General features: G+C 72.3%; 18 protein-coding genes. 2 read left to right on the forward strand and 16 right to left on the reverse strand.

Going from position 1 to position 17,510, the window contains the following annotated elements; genetic code table 11:
• Positions 1-23 precede the first annotated feature (23 nt).
• The 16 genes from KALB_RS35315 to rimP form a co-directional block, all read right to left on the reverse strand.
• Entirely contained in the window at positions 24-2,261 is a 2,238-nt protein-coding gene (locus tag KALB_RS35315; protein ID WP_025360395.1) for a polyribonucleotide nucleotidyltransferase, read from the reverse strand.
• 209 nt (positions 2,262-2,470) lie between these two features.
• Positions 2,471-2,740, reverse strand: a complete 270-nt coding sequence (rpsO, locus tag KALB_RS35320) for a 30S ribosomal protein S15 (protein WP_025360396.1) — start codon at positions 2,738-2,740, stop codon at positions 2,471-2,473.
• A 142-nt stretch (positions 2,741-2,882) separates the two neighbouring features.
• Positions 2,883-3,389 carry a 2'-5' RNA ligase family protein gene (locus tag KALB_RS35325; protein ID WP_025360397.1) on the reverse strand — a complete coding sequence of 169 codons (507 nt, stop codon included), beginning with the start codon at positions 3,387-3,389 and terminating at the stop codon, positions 2,883-2,885.
• On the reverse strand, positions 3,386-3,880 hold the full coding sequence (locus KALB_RS35330) for a helix-turn-helix domain-containing protein (protein ID WP_025360398.1): 495 nt from the start codon (positions 3,878-3,880) through the stop codon (positions 3,386-3,388). The genes KALB_RS35325 and KALB_RS35330 overlap by 4 nt, the downstream gene beginning before the upstream one ends.
• A 146-nt stretch (positions 3,881-4,026) precedes the next feature.
• Positions 4,027-4,962: a bifunctional riboflavin kinase/FAD synthetase gene (locus KALB_RS35335; protein WP_081789684.1), complete on the reverse strand. Its 936-nt coding sequence runs from the start codon at positions 4,960-4,962 to the stop codon at positions 4,027-4,029.
• A gap of 32 nt (positions 4,963-4,994) precedes the next feature.
• The gene (gene truB, locus KALB_RS35340) at positions 4,995-5,855 is read right to left on the reverse strand and encodes a tRNA pseudouridine(55) synthase TruB (RefSeq protein WP_030109187.1); all 861 of its coding nucleotides are present in this window, start codon (positions 5,853-5,855) and stop codon (positions 4,995-4,997) included.
• 114 nt (positions 5,856-5,969) lie between these two features.
• Complete coding sequence (locus KALB_RS35345) at positions 5,970-7,301, reverse strand: MFS transporter (RefSeq protein WP_025360401.1); 1,332 nt, start codon at positions 7,299-7,301, stop codon at positions 5,970-5,972.
• A gap of 113 nt (positions 7,302-7,414) precedes the next feature.
• Positions 7,415-8,731: an MATE family efflux transporter gene (locus KALB_RS35350; RefSeq protein WP_042221133.1), complete on the reverse strand. Its 1,317-nt coding sequence runs from the start codon at positions 8,729-8,731 to the stop codon at positions 7,415-7,417.
• 90 nt (positions 8,732-8,821) lie between these two features.
• The gene (locus tag KALB_RS35355) at positions 8,822-9,238 is read right to left on the reverse strand and encodes a YciI family protein (RefSeq protein ID WP_236650089.1); all 417 of its coding nucleotides are present in this window, start codon (positions 9,236-9,238) and stop codon (positions 8,822-8,824) included.
• A 102-nt stretch (positions 9,239-9,340) separates the two neighbouring features.
• Positions 9,341-10,339, reverse strand: coding sequence for a DHH family phosphoesterase (locus KALB_RS35360; protein WP_042222974.1), 999 nt, complete (start codon positions 10,337-10,339; stop codon positions 9,341-9,343).
• A 9-nt stretch (positions 10,340-10,348) separates the two neighbouring features.
• Positions 10,349-10,807 (reverse strand): 30S ribosome-binding factor RbfA, encoded by a 459-nt coding sequence (gene rbfA, locus KALB_RS35365; protein WP_025360405.1) that lies wholly within the window; start codon positions 10,805-10,807, stop codon positions 10,349-10,351.
• 33 nt (positions 10,808-10,840) lie between these two features.
• Complete coding sequence (locus tag KALB_RS35370) at positions 10,841-11,137, reverse strand: DUF503 domain-containing protein (RefSeq protein ID WP_025360406.1); 297 nt, start codon at positions 11,135-11,137, stop codon at positions 10,841-10,843.
• Between the two features lie 83 nt (positions 11,138-11,220).
• Positions 11,221-14,343, reverse strand: a complete 3,123-nt coding sequence (gene infB / locus KALB_RS35375) for a translation initiation factor IF-2 (protein WP_042221135.1) — start codon at positions 14,341-14,343, stop codon at positions 11,221-11,223.
• Between the two features lie 119 nt (positions 14,344-14,462).
• On the reverse strand, positions 14,463-14,873 hold the full coding sequence (locus tag KALB_RS50145; RefSeq protein WP_318296249.1) for a YlxR family protein: 411 nt from the start codon (positions 14,871-14,873) through the stop codon (positions 14,463-14,465).
• The gene (gene nusA / locus KALB_RS35385; RefSeq protein ID WP_025360408.1) at positions 14,848-15,873 is read right to left on the reverse strand and encodes a transcription termination factor NusA; all 1,026 of its coding nucleotides are present in this window, start codon (positions 15,871-15,873) and stop codon (positions 14,848-14,850) included. The genes KALB_RS50145 and nusA overlap by 26 nt, the downstream gene beginning before the upstream one ends.
• A complete protein-coding gene (gene rimP, locus KALB_RS35390; RefSeq protein ID WP_025360409.1) occupies positions 15,870-16,391 on the reverse strand; it encodes a ribosome maturation factor RimP in 522 nt (173 codons plus the stop codon). Before rimP ends, nusA begins: the two co-directional genes overlap by 4 nt.
• Before the next feature lie 168 nt (positions 16,392-16,559).
• On the opposite strand from rimP, the gene KALB_RS49625 reads away from it, so the two are divergent.
• Positions 16,560-17,048, forward strand: coding sequence for a hypothetical protein (locus KALB_RS49625; protein ID WP_042221139.1), 489 nt, complete (start codon positions 16,560-16,562; stop codon positions 17,046-17,048).
• Positions 17,045-17,509: a ferritin-like domain-containing protein gene (locus KALB_RS49630; RefSeq protein WP_025360411.1), complete on the forward strand. Its 465-nt coding sequence runs from the start codon at positions 17,045-17,047 to the stop codon at positions 17,507-17,509. The genes KALB_RS49625 and KALB_RS49630 overlap by 4 nt, the downstream gene beginning before the upstream one ends.
• Position 17,510 lies beyond the last annotated feature (1 nt).

Raw genomic sequence — 17,510 nt, forward strand, 5'->3', positions numbered from 1 at the left:
GGCCGTCCCCGAGTTCCGAAGACTCACTGGGCAGCGGGCTCCGGGGTGGCCTCGGCCTCGGTCTTGGCCTCGGCAGCCTCGTCCTCGCTGACCACCACCAGGCTGATCTTGCCGCGGTTGTCGATGTCGGCGATCTCCACGCGGAGCTTGTCGCCGACCTTGACCACGTCCTCGACCTTGGCGATGCGCTTGCCGTTGCCCAGCTTGGAGATGTGCACCAGGCCGTCGCGGCCGGGCAGCAGGGAGACGAAGGCACCGAAGGCGGCGGTCTTGACGACCGTGCCCAGGAACCGCTCGCCGACCTTGGGCAGCTGCGGGTTGGCGATCGCGTTGATCAGGCCGATGGCGGCCTCGGCCGAGGGGCCGTCGGCGGCACCGACGTAGATCGTGCCGTCGTCCTCGATCGAGATGTCCGCGCCGGTCTGCTCGGTGATCGAGTTGATCATCTTGCCCTTGGGCCCGATCACCTCGCCGATCTTGTCGACCGGGATGTTGATGGCCGTCACGCGCGGGGCGAACGGGCTCATCTCGTCCGGGCGGTCGATGGCCTCCTCGATGACCTCGAGGATGGTCAGCCGGGCGTCGCGCGCCTGGCCGAGCGCCTGGGCCAGCACCTCGGAGGGGATGCCGTCCAGCTTGGTGTCCAGCTGCAGCGCGGTCACGAACTCCTTGGTGCCCGCCACCTTGAAGTCCATGTCGCCGAAGGCGTCCTCGGCACCGAGGATGTCGGTCAGCGCCACGTAGCGGGTCTCACCGTCGACCTCGTCGGAGACCAGGCCCATGGCGATGCCCGCGACCGGGGCCTTCAGCGGCACACCGGCGTTGAGCAGCGACATGGTGGAGGCGCAGACCGAGCCCATCGAGGTGGACCCGTTGGAGCCCAGGGCCTCGGAGACCTGGCGGATCGCGTAGGGGAACTCGTCCCGCTTGGGCAGCACCGGCACCAGCGCGCGCTCGGCCAGCGCGCCGTGGCCGATCTCGCGGCGCTTGGGCGAGCCCACCCGACCGGTCTCACCGGTGGAGAAGGGCGGGAAGTTGTAGTGGTGCAGGTAGCGCTTGTGCGTCTCGGGGGACAGCGAGTCGATCTGCTGCTCCATGCGCAGCATGTTCAGCGTGGTGACGCCCAGGATCTGGGTCTCGCCGCGCTCGAACAGCGCCGAGCCGTGCGCCCTCGGGATCAGCGCGACCTCGGCGGACAGCTGCCGGATGTCGGTCAGCCCCCGGCCGTCGATGCGCACCTTGTCGCGCAGCACGCGCTGGCGGACCAGCTTCTTGGTCAGCGAGCGGAACGCCGCGCCGATCTCCTTCTCGCGGCCCTCGAAGGCCTCGCCCTCGCCCAGACCGACCTTCTCCAGGGCGATCTTCTTGACCTCGTCCAGCCGCGACTCGCGCTCCTGCTTGCCCGCGATGGTCAGCGCCTGGGCCAGCTCCTCGGACACCGCGTTGCTGACGGCCTCGAAGGCGTCGGCCTCGTAGGCCGGGTACAGCGGGAACTCGCCGGTGGGCTTGGCGGCCAGCTCGGCCAGCTGCTGCTGGGCCACGCACAGCGAGCGGATGAACGGCTTGGCGGCCTCCAGGCCGGCGGCGACGACCTGCTCGGTCGGGGCCTGCGCGCCGGAGCCCACCAGGTCGATGACCTGCTCGGTGGCCTCGGCCTCGACCATCATGATGGCCACGTCATCGCCCACGATGCGACCGGCGACGACCATGTCGAACACGGCCTTCTCCAGCTGCTCGTAGGTCGGGAAGGCGACCCACTGGCCCTCGATCAGGGCGACCCGCACGCCGCCGATGGGCCCGGAGAAGGGCAGCCCGGCGAGCTGGGTGGAGGCGGAGGCGGCGTTGATGGCCACCACGTCGTACAGGTCCTGCGGGTTGAGGCTCTGCACGGTGACCACGACCTGGATCTCGTTGCGCAGGCCGTCCACGAAGGCGGGGCGCAGCGGGCGGTCGATCAGGCGGCAGGTCAGGATCGCGTCGGTGGAGGGACGGCCCTCGCGACGGAAGAAGGCGCCCGGGATGCGGCCGACGGCGTACATCCGCTCCTCGACGTCCACCGTCAGCGGGAAGAAGTCGAAGTGGTCCTTGGGGTGCTTGGAGGCCGTCGTCGCCGACAGCAGCATGGTCTCGTCGTCCAGGTAGGCGACGACGCTGCCCGCGGCCTGGCGGGCGAAGCGCCCGGTCTCGAAGCGGACGGTGCGCGAGCCGAACCTGCCGTTGTCGATGGTGGCGGTCGTCTCGTGGATCTCGATATCGGTCATGTAGTTCTCCTCGTCGTGCGCGCGCCTGGCACGCTCGGCGACGAGGCCGGTCTTCGATCGAAGCCCCCGGGATGACCCGGGAACCACTACCGAGGACCGGCGGCCCGTTCCGCCGCTCGCGGTGCCTGGCTCGCGTGTTCTCTGGTTGTGTTGTGCCGAGGGGGTGGGTCCGGCGCCCACCTGGACACCGGACCCACCCCCTCCCTAGCTCATCGACGCAGGCCGAGCCGCTGGATCAGCGAACGGTAGCGCTCGACGTCGGTCTTGGTGAGGTAGTTCAGCAGACGGCGGCGGCGGCCGACCATCAGCAGCAGACCACGACGCGAGTGGTGGTCGTGCTTGTGGGTCCGCAGGTGCTCGGTCAGGTCGCTGATGCGCTTGCTCATCAGGGCGATCTGCGCCTCGGGGGACCCGGTGTCGCCTTCCTTCAGCCCGTACTCGGCGAGGATGGTCTTCTTCTGCTCGGTGGACAGAGCCACTCGTTCACTCCTGGATTTCTCGTCTGACCTCGTGTGTCCCGTGCAACCCCGCCCGAGGGGGCGGAGCCAGAGTCGGTACCAGCCGCCACGGACCGCAGCTGGACCCAAATACCGAGGTTAGCAGGTGTGCGCGCGAGGTTGCTCAGCGGGCGGTGAAGCGAACACGGTCGAGTGGCTCGTACCGGTAGCCGCCCCCGACCCGCTCGCTGGCGAACAGCACCGCCTCGCCCGCGGTCCACCACGGTCCCTCGTAGTCGATCAGCGGGGCGGGGTCCAGCTCGCCGTGCCGCTCGCGGGCGATCGTCAGGTGCGGGGTGAACGCGCGGTGCTCCACGTGGCCCTCGGCGTGCCAGCGCACCGCCTCGGCCGCCGCCGCCAGCGTGCCGTCCGGGTCCTGCACGCCGATCCACAGCACCCCGGGGAAGGCGGCGGCGGAGCGCAGCCTGATCCGGGGCGCCGCCAGCCCGGCGAGCCGCTCGCGCACCCATCCGGTTCGCGCCACGGGGTCGTCGCCGTCCCCGTGGAAGCAGAGCGTGACGTGCCACTTGTCGATCGAGGTGTGCCGGTCCCCGCGCACGGCCGTCACGGCCCGGACCAGGTGGTCGAGCACCGGCGCGTCCGGCACCAGCGCGGTGAACAGCCGGGTCATCGGTCCTGCTGGGCGGGCGGGAACGAGGCACGCCGCAGCAGGTCCCCCAGCCAGGCGTGCCGGTTGCCGAGGGTCTCCGCGGCGGCCAGCAGGTCCTCGCCGCGGGCGACCCGGCGCAGGGCGGTCACCGCGGCCACGTCGGCGCGGGCGTCGTGCACCGGCAGCGCGTCGCGGTCCACCGTGGGCCGGGACTCGCGCACGTCGTCGAGGGCCTGCTGCATGGCAACCCGGTCCCCGCTGGCCACACCAGGTGTCAGGATCCTGCGCTCAAGCATGATCAGGCGTGCCAGCACGGCCGGGTTGCCGATCTTGGCGCGGCGCCCGCTCATCACCTGGCTCAGCATCGGCGCGCTGATGCCCAGCACATCGGCCAGGTACGCCTGGGAGATGTCGAAGGCCACCACCAGCCTGCGCACCCGATCCCCCAGCGGCTCCCCGTACCACTCCCGCTGCAACGCGAGGTTGCGCTGGACGATCTTGTGGTCCTCCACCCTGGCTCTCCCCTGTGCCGGTCCGCCGGCGCGGTCCTGGCGGGCATCCTGCCACGCCGCGCGCTGCGTTCCGGCCGATCAGACCGACCGTTTGCATTCGCACTGAGGGCCGAGAGTACCCCGGCACGCCTGCCCGCGCACCGCGTTCAGGCCAGCAGTTCCCTCGTCCGCGCCACATCCAGGTGCATCTGCTCGATCAGGGCCTCGCTGGTGTCGTACTTCACCTGGCCGCGCAGCCGGTCCACGAAGTCCAGGGCCACCCGCTTGCCGTAGAAGTCCTCGCTGACGTCCAGCACGAACGCCTCCACCCGGCGCTCCCGGCCCGAGTAGGTCGGGTTGGTGCCGACCGAGACCGCGGCGGGCAGCACCCGTTCGCCGCCAGCGCCGCGCAGCACGAAACGGCAGGCGTACACCCCGTCTGCGGGCACCGCGGCGAACCGGGTCACCGACAGGTTGGCGGTCGGGAAACCCAGGTCCTTGCCACGCCCGTCGCCGCGGACCACGATGCCCTCCAGCCGGTGCGGCCGACCCAGCGCCCGCTCGGCGGCCACCACGTCGCCCGCGTCGATGCAGGAGCGGATGTAGGTGGAGGAGAAGGTCACCTGCTCCTCGGTGACCAGGCACGCGCCCTCGGTGTTGAAGCCGAAGCGCTCACCCAGGGTGCGCAGCAGCGCCACGTCCCCGGCGGCGTGGTGGCCGAACGTGAAGTTCTCGCCGACCACGACCGCCGCCGCGTGCAGCCGCTCCACCAGGAACTCGTGCACGAACTCGTCGGCGGGCACCCGCGAGGTCTCCAGGGTGAAGGGCAGCACGCAGAACACGTCCACCCCCAGCTGCTCCACCAGCTCCGCACGGCGCTGCAGCGTGGTGAGCTGCGCCGGGTGGCTGCCCGGTCGCACCACCTCGGCCGGGTGCGGGTCGAAGGTCATCAGCACCGAGGGCAGACCGCGCTCCGCGGCTAGCTCCACCGCCCTGCCGATGAGCGCGCGGTGCCCCCGGTGCACCCCGTCGAACACGCCGATGGTGACCACGCACCGGCCCCAGCCACTCGGAAGATGGTCCAGCCCACGCCAGCGTTGCACGAGCCCGAGCCTATCTCGCGGCGATCACCGGCTCAGTCGATGGCCAGCACCACGAGCGGCTTGGCCGCGCCGGACTCGTCCACCGCCAGGGCCAGCACCCTGCCGTCCGGGCCGAACACCCCGTAGGGACCGGTGATGCCCGCGGCCGGGATACGCCTGCCGTGCGACAGGGCCGCCGCCGAGGGCAGGTCGATCTCGTGGCGCGGGAAGGCGGCGTCCACGGCCTGGCCCAGGTCCATCGACAGCTCGGAGTTGTCCTCCAACTGCTCCAGGGTGCGGGCCGCGCGCAGGTCGAACGGGCCGACCCTGGTGCGGCGCAGGGCGCTGAGGTGCCCGCCGACCCCCAGCGCGCTGCCCAGGTCCCGGGCCAGAGCGCGGACGTAGGTGCCGGAGGAGCACTCCACGATGACGTCCAGCTCGGTCGCGTTCTCCTCGCGGCGCAGCACCAGCAGGTCGAACCGGTGCACGACCACCGGCCGGGCGGGCAGCTCGACCTCCTCGCCCGCGCGCACCCTGGCGTAGGCGCGCTTGCCGTCCACCTTGACCGCGCTGACCGAGCTGGGCACCTGCTGGATCGGGCCGGTCAGCTCGGCGATGCCCGCGCGGATCGCCTCCTCCGGCACGGCCGAGGCGTCGGCCTCGGAGAGGACCTCGCCCTGCGCGTCGTCGGTGGTGGTGGCGGCGCCGAGCCGGATCGTGGCCAGGTAGGCCTTGCTGTCCATCGCCAGGTGGCCCAGCAGCTTGGTGGCCCGCTCGACGCCGAGCACCAGCACGCCGGTGGCCATCGGGTCGAGCGTGCCCGCGTGGCCCACCTTGCGGGTGCCGAGGATCCTGCGCAGCCGGGCGACCACGTCGTGCGAGGTCAGCCCGGCGGGCTTGTCCACCACGACCAGACCCGCGCCGGTGGTGCTACCTGGTGTTCGTTGCTTTCCCTGGAACCGACGGGAACGAAGCGGTTGTGACACGGGAAACCATTCTGCCTCATGCGCTCGCCGGGCCGAGCCGCCTCAGGCCACCGCGGGCTGCGGCACCGGGTCGTCCCAGCGGCGCCTGCGCAACTGCACCGGCACCTGCTCGCCCCGTTCGGCCGCGAGCAGCACCACGGCCCTGGCCCGCCGCCACCAGGTCGCGGTGCGCCAGGTGCCCACCAGCTGCACCGCCACCACGGCGAGGAACGCGATCTGGAACGCGGGCCCCGAGCCCAGCGGTTCGGCCAGGCCGAGCAGCACACCGACAGCCAACGCCGCGATCGTGGTGGCCACGAAGCCGCCGACGTTGACCACGCCGGTGGCCGTGCTCACGGTGCGCACCGGGTTGTAGTCCTTGGCCAGCGCGAAGGCCACCGAGGAGGCCGGGCCGCCGAAGGCGAACAGCGCGAAGGCCAGCACCAGCAGCCACAGCGGGGCCTGCCCACCGGGCAGCGCCAGCAGCAGCGCCCACACCACCGCCGAGGTCACCAGGTACGCCGCGACCAGCGGCATGCGCAGCTCCGGGCGACGGCCGATCGCGGCACCCAGCAGTGGGCTGCCGACCAGTGCGCCAAGCACCAGCAGGCTCAGCACACTGCCCGCGGCCTCAGCCGACAGGCCCTGTGCCTGCACCAGGTACGGCACACCCCACAGCAGACCCAGCGTGGTGGGCGCGACCATCGTGCTGAAGTGCACCCAGAAACCCAGCCGGGTACCGGGAACCTGCCACGCGCCAACCACCTTGCGCAGCACGGCCGTGGGCTGCGTGCTCTCCGCGACCGGAGCCGGGCTGCCCGCGGGCACGTCGCGCAGCCGAACCGCGACCACCAAGCCGTAGACGGCGGTGGCCAGCCCCACTGCGAGGAAGGTCACCGTCCAGCCCGGTTCGTGCAGTGCGGCGGTCAGCGGCACGGTCGCGGCGAGGTTGCCCGCGGCGCCAAGCATCGCGGACAGGGACATCACCACGGCGTAGCGGCGGGCCGGGAAGTGCGCGGCGATCAGGCGCAGCACGCTGACCCAGGTCATCGCGTCGCCCAGTCCGAGCACCGCTCGGGCCAGCAGGCCCAGCGGGTAGGACTCGGCCACCGCGAACAGGGTCTGGCCCAGGCCCATCAGTAGCGCGGCCACGGTCAGCACCCGGCGCGGCCCGAACCGGTCCACCAGCAGGCCGGTGGGCACCTGCATGGCCGCGTACACGGCGACCTGCAACACGGTGAAGGTGCTCAGCGCGGCGGGGCCCACCCCGAACCGCTCCCCGGCCGCCAACCCGGCGACGCCGAGCGAGGACCGGTGGAACACCGCGAACAAGTAGACGACTACGGCAGTGGCCCAGACCACCCAGGCATGACGGGTGGCGCGCGCGACGGGCACGGCTGTCCTTCCGGAGCAGGAACGAGGGGAGCGCCCCCGGCTGCCGCCGAGGTGCACAACTCGTCCATCGCGTGCGCTAAACCTCTGTTAACCGCTTCAGTTCGTGGAGTGCGTCACACCGGCGCGCCGACCACCGCCCACCGCCCGGACCGGGTCCGGTGCACCACCGCGAACAGCCTCACCAGCAGGAAGAGCGCCAGCCCCGACCAGATGCCGAGCAGTCCCCAGCCGAACGCCAGCGAGAGCCACACCAGCGGCAGGAAGCCCAGCACGGCACCGATCACCGTGGCAGTGCGCAGATAGGCCGCGTCCCCGGCGCCGAGCAACACACCGTCCAGGGCGAACACCACCCCAGCTGCCGGCTGCATGGCCACGAACAGCCACCACGCGTGCGGGATCTCCGCCAGCACCCCGGGCGCGGAGGTGAAGACCTGGGGTAAGGCGCCGGACAGCGCGGCGAAGACCACCCCCAGCCCGGTGCCGAACACCAACCCGTACCAGCACACCCGCCACGCCAGCTCCTTCGCCTGGCGATCACGGCCCGCGCCGAGTGCGGCGCCGACCAGGGACTGCGCCGCGATCGCCAGGGAATCCAGCAGCAGCGCGAGGAAGGTCCACAGCTGCAACACCACCTGGTGCGCCCCGACGGCCTCGGTCGAGGTGCGGGCGGCCACCGCCAGCGCGGACACGAAGCAGGCCTGGAACGCCGCGGTCCGCACCACCAGGTCGCGGCCGAGCCCGAGCTGTGCCCGGATCACCGGGTACAGCGGTCGCAGCGGCACCCCCTCGGTCACCAGCGCGCGCAGGAACAGCCCTGCGGACACGGCCTGCGCGCCAACGTTGGCCACCGCGGAGCCGACCAGCCCCCAGCCGCCGAAGTCCCCTAGCCCGTGCACCAGCCACGGCACGGCCAGCGCGGACAAACCGTTGCCCAGCAACACGAAGTACAGCGGTCTACGGGTGTCCTGCACTCCGCGCATCCAGCCGTTGCCCGCCATCGTGATCAGCACCATCGGCGCGCCGAACAGGGCGATCCGCAGCCAGCTCACCCCGGCGGCGGCCACCTCGGCGTTGCCCGCGAGCACGGTGGCCACCGGCTCGGCCAGCAGCTGGCCCAGCACGAGCACCACCAGCCCGACGGCGGCCGCCAGCCAGGTCGCCTGCACCCCCTCGGCCACGGCATCGGCCCGCCGACCCGCCCCGTGCAGCCGGGCGGCCCGCGAGGTGGTGCCGTAGGAGAGGAAGGTCAGCGCGCTGGAGACCTGGGAGAACACCAGCCCGCCCAGGGCGAGCCCGGCCAGCGGCAACGCGCCGAGGTGACCGACCACCGCCGTGTCCACGAGCACGTACAGCGGCTCAGCGGCGAGCACACCCAGCGCGGGCACGGCGAGCGAGAACACCTCGCGCGCCGACCCCACTCGATCCCCCATGCCCGTCACCCTCCGAACCAGCCGTGTGCCATGTCCAGCTCAAGCTACGACAGGGCACCGACAATTCCGGGTGGGCCGGTCAGCGGGGGCTCACACCTCGGGCGCCTCGCCGATCGGGTGGATCTGTACGGGCTGGTTCACCGGGGCGCCGCCGGGGCCGGGCGTGACGGAGATGCGGGTGGCGATCTCGACCACGCGGCGCTCGTCGGCCACGTCCACCAGCCAGTACCCGGCCAGCACCTCCTTGGCCTCCGGGAACGGCCCGTCGGTGATCACCGGCTCGCCGTCCGGCCGCGCCTGCACCTTCTTGGACTGCTCGGGGTTGCCCAGGCCCTGCGCGTCCAGGAGCTCCCCGGAGTCGGCGAGCTCCTTGTTGAGCTGGTGCATGTAGTTGACCATCGCCCGGATGTCGGCGAGCTCCCAGCCCAGCCCCTCGGACATGGCCTCGACGTTCGCGTGGATCATCAGCATGTACTTCACGGTCTGCTCCTCGGTTCGGTTGCTCACCAGGGACGTCGGAGCCGGTCCGCGATTCTCTACACCTTCGCGGACAGGCCGCCGCGAATGCGCCCTTCGGGGCAGCGAACGCCCCGAAAGCAGCCATCGTGACTAGAGCAGGGTGGCCTGGTCCAGGGCAGCGCGCAGCTCGGCGAGCACCTGTCCAGGTTCGCCGTACGCGGTGAAACCGGCGGCCATCCGGTGCCCGCCGCCGCCGAGCCGCTGCGCCGCCGAGCGCACGTCCAGCGCTCCGGTCGAGCGCAGGGACACGGTCCACTCCCCCTGCGCGAACTCCTTGAACACCGCGGCGACCCCGGCCTCGGCGGTGGTGCGCACCACGTCGACCACGCTCTCCACCTCCTCGGCCCGCAGCCCCTCGTGGTCGGCGAGCCGGATGTGCGTGTGCACCAGGCCAACACCCTGCGCCGCCTCGGGTTCCAGCTGCGCGCGGCCCAGCACGGTGGACAACATGTGCAGCCAGCCGAAGGGGTGGCTGTCCATGAGCTGGCGCAGCATGGCCGGGGCGTCCACACCGGACTCCAGCAGGCGGGCCGCTGACCGGTGCGCGGCAGGGCCGGCGAAGCGGAACGACACGGTGTCAGTAGCCAGCCCCGCGTACAGGCAGCGCGCGATCGGCTCGTCCAGCGGCACGTCGAGCGCGTCCAACAGCCGCAGCACGAGCACCGCGGTGGCCTCGGCGCGGTCGTCCACCACGTGGTGGGTGCCGTACCTGGTGTTGGACACGTGGTGGTCCACCACGAGCACCGTCCCACCGGCCTCGGTGGTGGCGGCCACCCGGTCGGCGAGCGCGCCGAGCCGGTCCACGCTGCCGGTGTCCAGGGCGACCAGCAGCGGCGGGGCCGCGGGCACGGCCTCAGCGGGCACGATCAGCCCCGCGGAGTCCAAGCCGCGCAAGGACTCCGGGGTCTGCTCGGGGCCGCCGAAGGACACCCGGACCCGGGCACCGCGCCGGTGCAGGGCCAGGCCCAGCGCCAGCGCGCTGCCCAGTGCGTCGGCGTCCGGGTTGACGTGCGCCAGCAGCGTCACGTCCTCGGCGGTGGCGAGCAGCGGGACGGCAGCGGCGATCTGATCATCAACGGAGACGCTCACCACCGCAAACTACGCGTCGTCGTCCTCGGTGTCGTCCTCGCGGGGCACCCGGTACGGGTCCGCATCGCCCGCGGGCTGCGCGGTGGAGGCGAGCTCGGCGACCTCGGCATCCGAGGCGCGGGCCTTGGCCAGCAGCTCGTTGATGCGTGCCGCGTCGGTGGGCACGGTGTCGGCCACGAAGCTCAGCGTGGGCGTGAACCGCACGCCGGTCTGCTGACCGACCTTGGTGCGCAGCACGCCCGTGGCGCTGGCCAGCGCGGCGGTGACCCCGGCGAAGTCGGGCGCGGAGTCCAGGTTGTCACCGAGCACGGTGTAGAACACGGTCGCGTCGTGCAGGTCGGGGGTGACCCTGGCGTCGGTGATCGTCACCCGGGCCAGCCGGGGGTCCTTGACCTCGTGCTCCAGCGCGGACGCGACGATCTGGGCGATGCGCTTGGCAAGCCTGCGGGCGCGGGCCTGGTCGGCCACGGCGCTCCTCCTCTGGGTTGAACCGAACTAGAACTAGTCGTCCTCGGGACCCAGCAGCCTGTGCCGGGCGGAGAGGAGCTGCAACTCGGGACGTGAGGCGATCAACCGCTCGCAGGCGTCGAGCACCTCACGGACGTGCCCGGCTTCGGCGGCCACCACCGCGACCCCGATCAGGGCACGGCGGTGCAGGTCGAGATGACCCGCCTCGGACACGGAGACTTCGAAGCGCCGTCGGAGCTCGGCCAGTACGGGCCGCACGGCGGAGCGCTTCTGCTTGAGCGAGTGGACGTCCCCGAGCAGGACGTCCAGTTCAAGCGCACCAACGAACATGGCACTCAGGTTGGGTACGGCGACCTGGCACGCCGACTAGGACCGGGGTCCGGGACCTCACGGTCCCGGACCCCGGCTGTCGATCAGTTACGCGGCTTCTCGCGCATCTCGTAGGTCTCGATCACGTCGTCGACCCGCAGGTCGCCGTAGTTGCCGAGGGTGAGACCGCACTCGAAGCCCTCGCGGACCTCGGTCACGTCGTCCTTGAAGCGACGCAGCGAGGTCAGCGTCAGGCTCTCCTGGACCACGACGTTGTCGCGGATCAGGCGGGCCTTGGAGTTGCGCTTGAGCTCGCCCGACATCACCAGGCAACCAGCGATCGTGCCGACCTTGGAGGACTTGAAGACATCGCGCACCTCGGCCCTGCCGAGCTGCACCTCCTCGTACTCCGGCTTGAGCATGCCCTTCAGGGCCTGCTCGATCTCGTCGATCGCCTGGTAGATGACCGTGTAGTAGCGGACCTCGACGCCCTCGCGGTTGGCCAGCTCGGTGGCCCGGCCCTCCGCACGGACGTTGAAGCCCAGCACGATGGTGTTCTCCGCGGTGGCCAGGTTGATGTCGCTCTCCGTGACACCACCGACGCCGCGGTGCACCACGTGCAGCTGCACGTCGTCGCCCACGTCGATCTTCAACAGTGCCGCTTCGAGCGCCTCGACGGTACCCGAGTTGTCACCCTTGATGATCAGGTTGAGCTGGCTAGTCTCCTTCAGCGCCTCGTCCAGGTCCTCCAGGCTGACGCGCTTGCGCCGCGAGGCGTTGAGCGCGTTGCGGGTCCGGGCCTGGCGGCGCTCGGCGATCTGCCGTGCCACCCGGTCCTCGTCCACCACCAGGAAGGTGTCACCGGCACCCGGCACCGAGGTCAGACCGATGACCTGGACCGGACGCGACGGGTACGCCTCGATGACGTCCTCGTTGTGCTCGTCGACCATGCGACGGACACGGCCGTAGGCGTCACCGGCGACGATCGAGTCGCCGACCCGCAGCGTTCCGCGCTGCACCAGCACCGTGGCCACCGGGCCGCGACCGCGGTCCAGGTGCGCCTCGATCGCGACGCCCTGTGCCTCCATGGCCGGGTTGGCCCGCAGGTCCAGCGCGGCGTCCGCGGTGAGCAGGATCGCCTCCAGCAGCCCATCGATGTTGATGTTCTGCCGGGCCGAGATGTCCACGAACATCGTGTCGCCGCCGTACTCCTCGGCGACCAGGTTGTACTCGGTGAGCTGCTGGCGGATCTTCTGGGGGTTCGCACCCTCCTTGTCGATCTTGTTCACCGCCACCACGATCGGCGCACCCGCGGCCTGCGCGTGGTTGATCGCCTCCACCGTCTGCGGCATCACACCGTCGTCGGCGGCGACCACGATCACCGCGATGTCGGTGGAGTTCGCACCGCGGGCACGCATGGCGGTGAACGCCTCGTGACCGGGGGTGTCGATGAAGGTGATCAGCCGGTCGTTGCCCTCGAGCTGGGCCGTGACCTGGTAGGCACCGATGTGCTGGGTGATGCCGCCCGCTTCGCCCTCGTGCACGTTGGACTTGCGGATCGTGTCCAGCAGTCGGGTCTTACCGTGGTCGACGTGACCCATGACGGTCACCACCGGAGGCCGCACGACGAGGTCGTCCTCGTCGCCCGCGTCCTCGCCGTAGGTGATGTCGAAGGCCTCGAGCAGCTCGCGGTCCTCCTCCTCGGGGCTGACCACGTTGACCCGGTAGTTCATCTCGGAGCCGAGCAGCTCCAGGATCTCGTCGGAGACCGACTGGGTCGCGGTGACCATCTCACCGAGGTGGAACAGCACCTGCACCAACGCGGCCGGGTTCGCACCGATCTTCTCGGCGAAGTCGGTCAGCGAGGCACCGCGCGGCAGCCGGACGACCTCGCCGCTGCCCTTGGGCAGGCGGACGCCGCCGACGCTGGGCGCCTGCATGTTGTCGAACTCTTGACGCTTCTGGCGCTTGGACTTGCGGCCACGGCGAGCCGGACCACCGGGACGGCCGAAGGCACCCGCGGCACCGCCGCGACCACCGGGACCACCCGGACGGCCACCGCCGCGGAAACCGCCGCCACCGGCGGGCGCACCCGTGCCGCCACCGGGGCCACCGCGGAAGCCACCGCCACCGCCGCCGCCACCGGGACCGCCACGGAAACCGCCGCCACCGCCGCCGCCACCAGGACCGCCACGGAAACCGCCGCCACCGCCGCCGCCACCAGGACCGCCACGGAAGCCACCGCCACCGCCGCCGCCACCAGGACCGCCACGGAAGCCACCGCCACCGCCGGGACCACCCGGACGGCCACCGCCGCCACCGGGGCCGCCGCGACCGCCACCGGCGGGACGCGCCGGCCGGGGCGGCATCATGCCCGGGTTCGGCCTGGGCGGCATGTTGCCCGGCGAGGGCCGGGGACCGCGGTCCGCTGCCGCCGGACGGTCACCGCGCGGCGGACGGTCGGGACGGCCGTCTGCGGGACGCGCCGGACGGTCGCCGCCACCGGCAGCCGGGCCGGGACGCGGGGCCGAGGGACGCGGCGCGGGCGCGTTGGCGCCAACGCCGAAGGGGTTGTTGCCGGGACGCGGCGCGCGCGGACCGGGCTTGGGACCCTGCTGCCTGGGCGGCACCACGGCCTGCGACTCCGGCGCGGGACGCGGACCGGGTCGCGGACCCGGCTTGGCGCCGGGAGTCGACCTGGGGGCCTGCGGAGCGGTGGGAGCCGCCGAGGCGGCAGCCGGGGCCGGGGCGGCCGGGCGCTGCTGAGCGGCCGGCTGCGGTGCGGCGGGCCGCTGCGTGGCAGTGGGCTGCGGCGCGGGCGCCGGAGCCGCGGGTGCGGCCGGGGCCTTCGCGGCGGCCGGAGCCTCCTGGACCGGCTTCGGACCGGGCCGGGGGCCAGGACGCGGGCCGGGCATCGGCGGACGCTGCCCAGGACTGGGCACCGCCTTCGGGGCGGCCGGGGCCGCGCTGGACTGGGCAGCCGGGGCTGCCGGGGCCGCGGCCGCCGGAGCGCTCGGCTTGGGGCCGGGCCGGGGGCCGGGCTTGGGGGCGCCGGAGCGGGCCGGCTTGCCCTCGTAGGCGTCCCGCAGACGGCGGGCCACCGGGGCCTCCACCGTGGAGGACGCGGACTTCACGTACTCGCCCTGCTCGGCGAGCTTGTTGAGAACTTCCTTGCTCGTGACACCGAGCTCTTTCGCCAGCTCGTGCACGCGGGCCTTGCCTGCCACTGCTCTCCTCGTCTAGATGAGGCCGGGCGGCAAGTCCCGCTCGACCTCGTCCTATCGTCGCGCGATCATGTCTTCAGCTTCACGGCTGACTCATGACGGGTCGACCTGCTTCCTCTTCCTCAGCCACCGCGGGTGTGTCCCGCGGTGTCGTGCCCCGGCACGCCGGGGTCCGAGCCTGTCGAGCCGCTGACCGCCCCGATGTGGGCGGCCAGTGCGGCGAGGTCCAGCGCTCCGGTCAGGCGGAAGGCCCTGGGGAACGCCCGACGCCGCTCGGCGGTGCGCAGGCAGTCCGGGTCGGGGTGCACCCAGGCACCTCGACCGGGCAGCCTGCGCCGGGGATCGGGGAGGACGGCGCCCCCCACGACCACCGCGCGCAACAGCTCGGAGTCCGACGTTGCGGTACGACACCCGACACACGTCCGCACCGGGCCCCGTGGAGCAGGGCTGACGTGCTGGGGTACCGGTTCCTGACGACGAACCACCAGTGATTCTATCTCCTCTGACTCACTCTGCCGAACCGGATACCGCACCGCCCTGCGGAGCGCTGCCAGCGCCCACCTCGGCGTCGCTGCGGATGTCGATCCGCCAGCCGGTCAGACGGGCTGCCAGGCGGGCGTTCTGGCCCTCCTTGCCGATGGCCAGCGACAGCTGGAAGTCCGGCACGACAACCCGTGCGGTCTTGGCCCGTTCGTCGAGCACGCGCACCGAGACCACCTTCGCCGGGGACAGCGCGTTGCCCACGAAGGTCGCGGAGTCCTCGGAGAAGTCGATGATGTCGATCTTCTCACCGGCCAGCTCGCTCATGACGTTGCGCACCCGCGCGCCCATCGGCCCGATGCACGCGCCCTTGGCGTTGACCCCGGCCACCGTGGACCGCACGGCGATCTTGGACCGGTGACCGGCCTCCCTGGCCACCGCCGGGATCTCCACGGTGCCGTCGGCGATCTCGGGCACCTCCAGCGCGAACAGCCTGCGCACCAGGTTCGGGTGCGTGCGCGACAGGGTGATCTGCGGCCCGCGCGAACCGCGGGAGACGCCCACCACGTAGCACTTGATCCGGGCGCCGTGCTCGTAGCGCTCGCCGGGCACCTGCTCGGCGGGCGGCAGCACGCCCTCGGTGTCGCCGATCTGGACCACGACCATGCCCCGGGAGTTGGCCCGCGCGTCGCGCTGCACCACCCCGGCGATGATCTCGCCCTCCTTGGCGGCGAACTCGCCGAAGGTGCGCTCGTGCTCGGCGTCGCGCAGCCGCTGCAGGATGACCTGGCGGGCGGTGGTCGCGGCGATGCGCCCGAAGCCCTCCGGGGTGTCGTCCCACTCCTCGGCCACGGTGCCGTCGCTGGCCAGGGTCTGGGCGATCACCCGGACCAGCCCGGTCTTGCGGTCGATGTCGACCTTGGCGTGCGCCTTGTGGCCCTCGGTGTGCTTGTACGCGGTGAGCAGTGCGCTCTCGATGGCCTCCAGCACGGTCTCGAAGGGGATGTCCTTGTCCCGCTCGATCGCCCTGAGGGCGGCGATGTCGACGTTCACTGGGACTCCTCCTGACAACCGCGCTCCAGAAGCGCCAATTCCTCGACCGGCGGCTGCCGGAACTCCACTTCCACCACGGCCCGCTCCACCCCGGCCAGGGGCAGCTCCCGCAACTGGCCGTCGACCAGCAACTGGACCGCCTCCTCGCCGACCTTGCCGACCCGCCCGGTGAGCTCGCCGCCCTCGGTCAGGCGCACCTTGACCAGGCGGAACTTGGCCCGGCGCCAGTGCCTGGGCGCGGTCAGCGGCCGATCGATGCCCGGCGAGGTCACCTCCAGGGTGTACGGCCCGCCCAGCACGTGGTCGTGCGCGTCGAGCGCGGCCGAGACGACCCGGCTGGCCTCCGCGATCTCGTCGAGGCCGACGCCCTGCTCACCGTCGACCACCACTTTCACCAGGCGGCGACGTCCAGCCTGCTGCACGTCGAGCAGCTCAAGGTCGAACCCGATCGTGGACACGGCGTCCCTGACGACCGGTTCGAGCTGCGCGGATATCTCCCCGCGCGGCGCGCTGGACACGTACTCACTCCCGAAGTCTCGGTGCAGGCGGTGTCGCTCTGCGGACGCGACTGAACCGACCGGCGCTGCACTCACCGGTCGTGGTCGCCAAGAGTATCCCCTTTGTGGACCATCAGGGCGCACACGCCAGCTCAGGACGCCATCGCACTCCTGGCAAGATGACTCACCGTGACCCCCGTTCCTCCGCCGGTGAGCCGCCGCGGCCTGCTGCGCCTCGGCCTGCTCGCGGCCGCCGCGCTGCCGCTCGCCGCCGCGTGCACCGGGCAGCCGGCCGCTCCCCCGGCCCCCGACCCCCTCGCGGACCTGGCCCGTGCCGCCGAGACCGATGCCGCGACCGCCCGCGAGGTGGCCGCCCGGTTCCCCGGCGTGGCCGCACAGGCGGGGTTGGTCGCCACCAACCGCTCCGCGCAGGCCACCGCCCTGCGCAAGGAGATCGACCGCGTGGCACCGCCGACCAGCAGCACCCCGGCGCCCACCGCCAACTCCGCGCCCACCGTGCCCGGCGACCAGGAGTCGGCGGTGGCCGCGCTGGTCAGCGCCCTGACCGCCGCCCAGAAGCAGGCCGCCGAGGCCGCGTTGACCGTGCCCAGCTACCGCGCGGGGCTGGTCGGCTCGGTGGCCGCGGGCTGCGCGAGCCTGAAGGAGGTGCTGGCGTGACCACACCCAGCCAGTCCGGGGTGCTGCCCGCCGCGACGGTGGAGGCCCTGCAACGAGCGCTGGCCGCCGAGCACGCCGCGATCTGGGTGTACGGCCTGGTCACCGCGTTCCTGCCCGGGGCGCAGACCGCTGCCATGGAACAGGGGCGGCTCGCGCACACCAAGCGTCGCGACGCCACCGCCAAGCAGTTGACCGGTGCGGGCGCCACGCCCAAGTCCTCGGAGGCGGCTTACGTCACCCCGCAGCCGGTGACCAACCAGTCCTCGGCGCAGGCGGCTCTGGCCGTGGCCGAGTCGGACGCGGGCGCGGCGTGGCGTTCGGTGCTGGAGTTCACCGCCGACAGCGCCGTGCGGGGCACGGCGGTGGCAGCACTGACCGATTGCGCGGTGCGGGCCACGAAGTGGCGGAAGGCGGGCGGTCAGACGCCCTCAGCGGTGCCGCTGCCCGGCCAGCCGCAGTGAT

It is taken from the genome of Kutzneria viridogrisea DSM 43870, assembly GCF_000525635.1.
Classification (GTDB): domain Bacteria; phylum Actinomycetota; class Actinomycetes; order Mycobacteriales; family Pseudonocardiaceae; genus Kutzneria; species Kutzneria viridogrisea.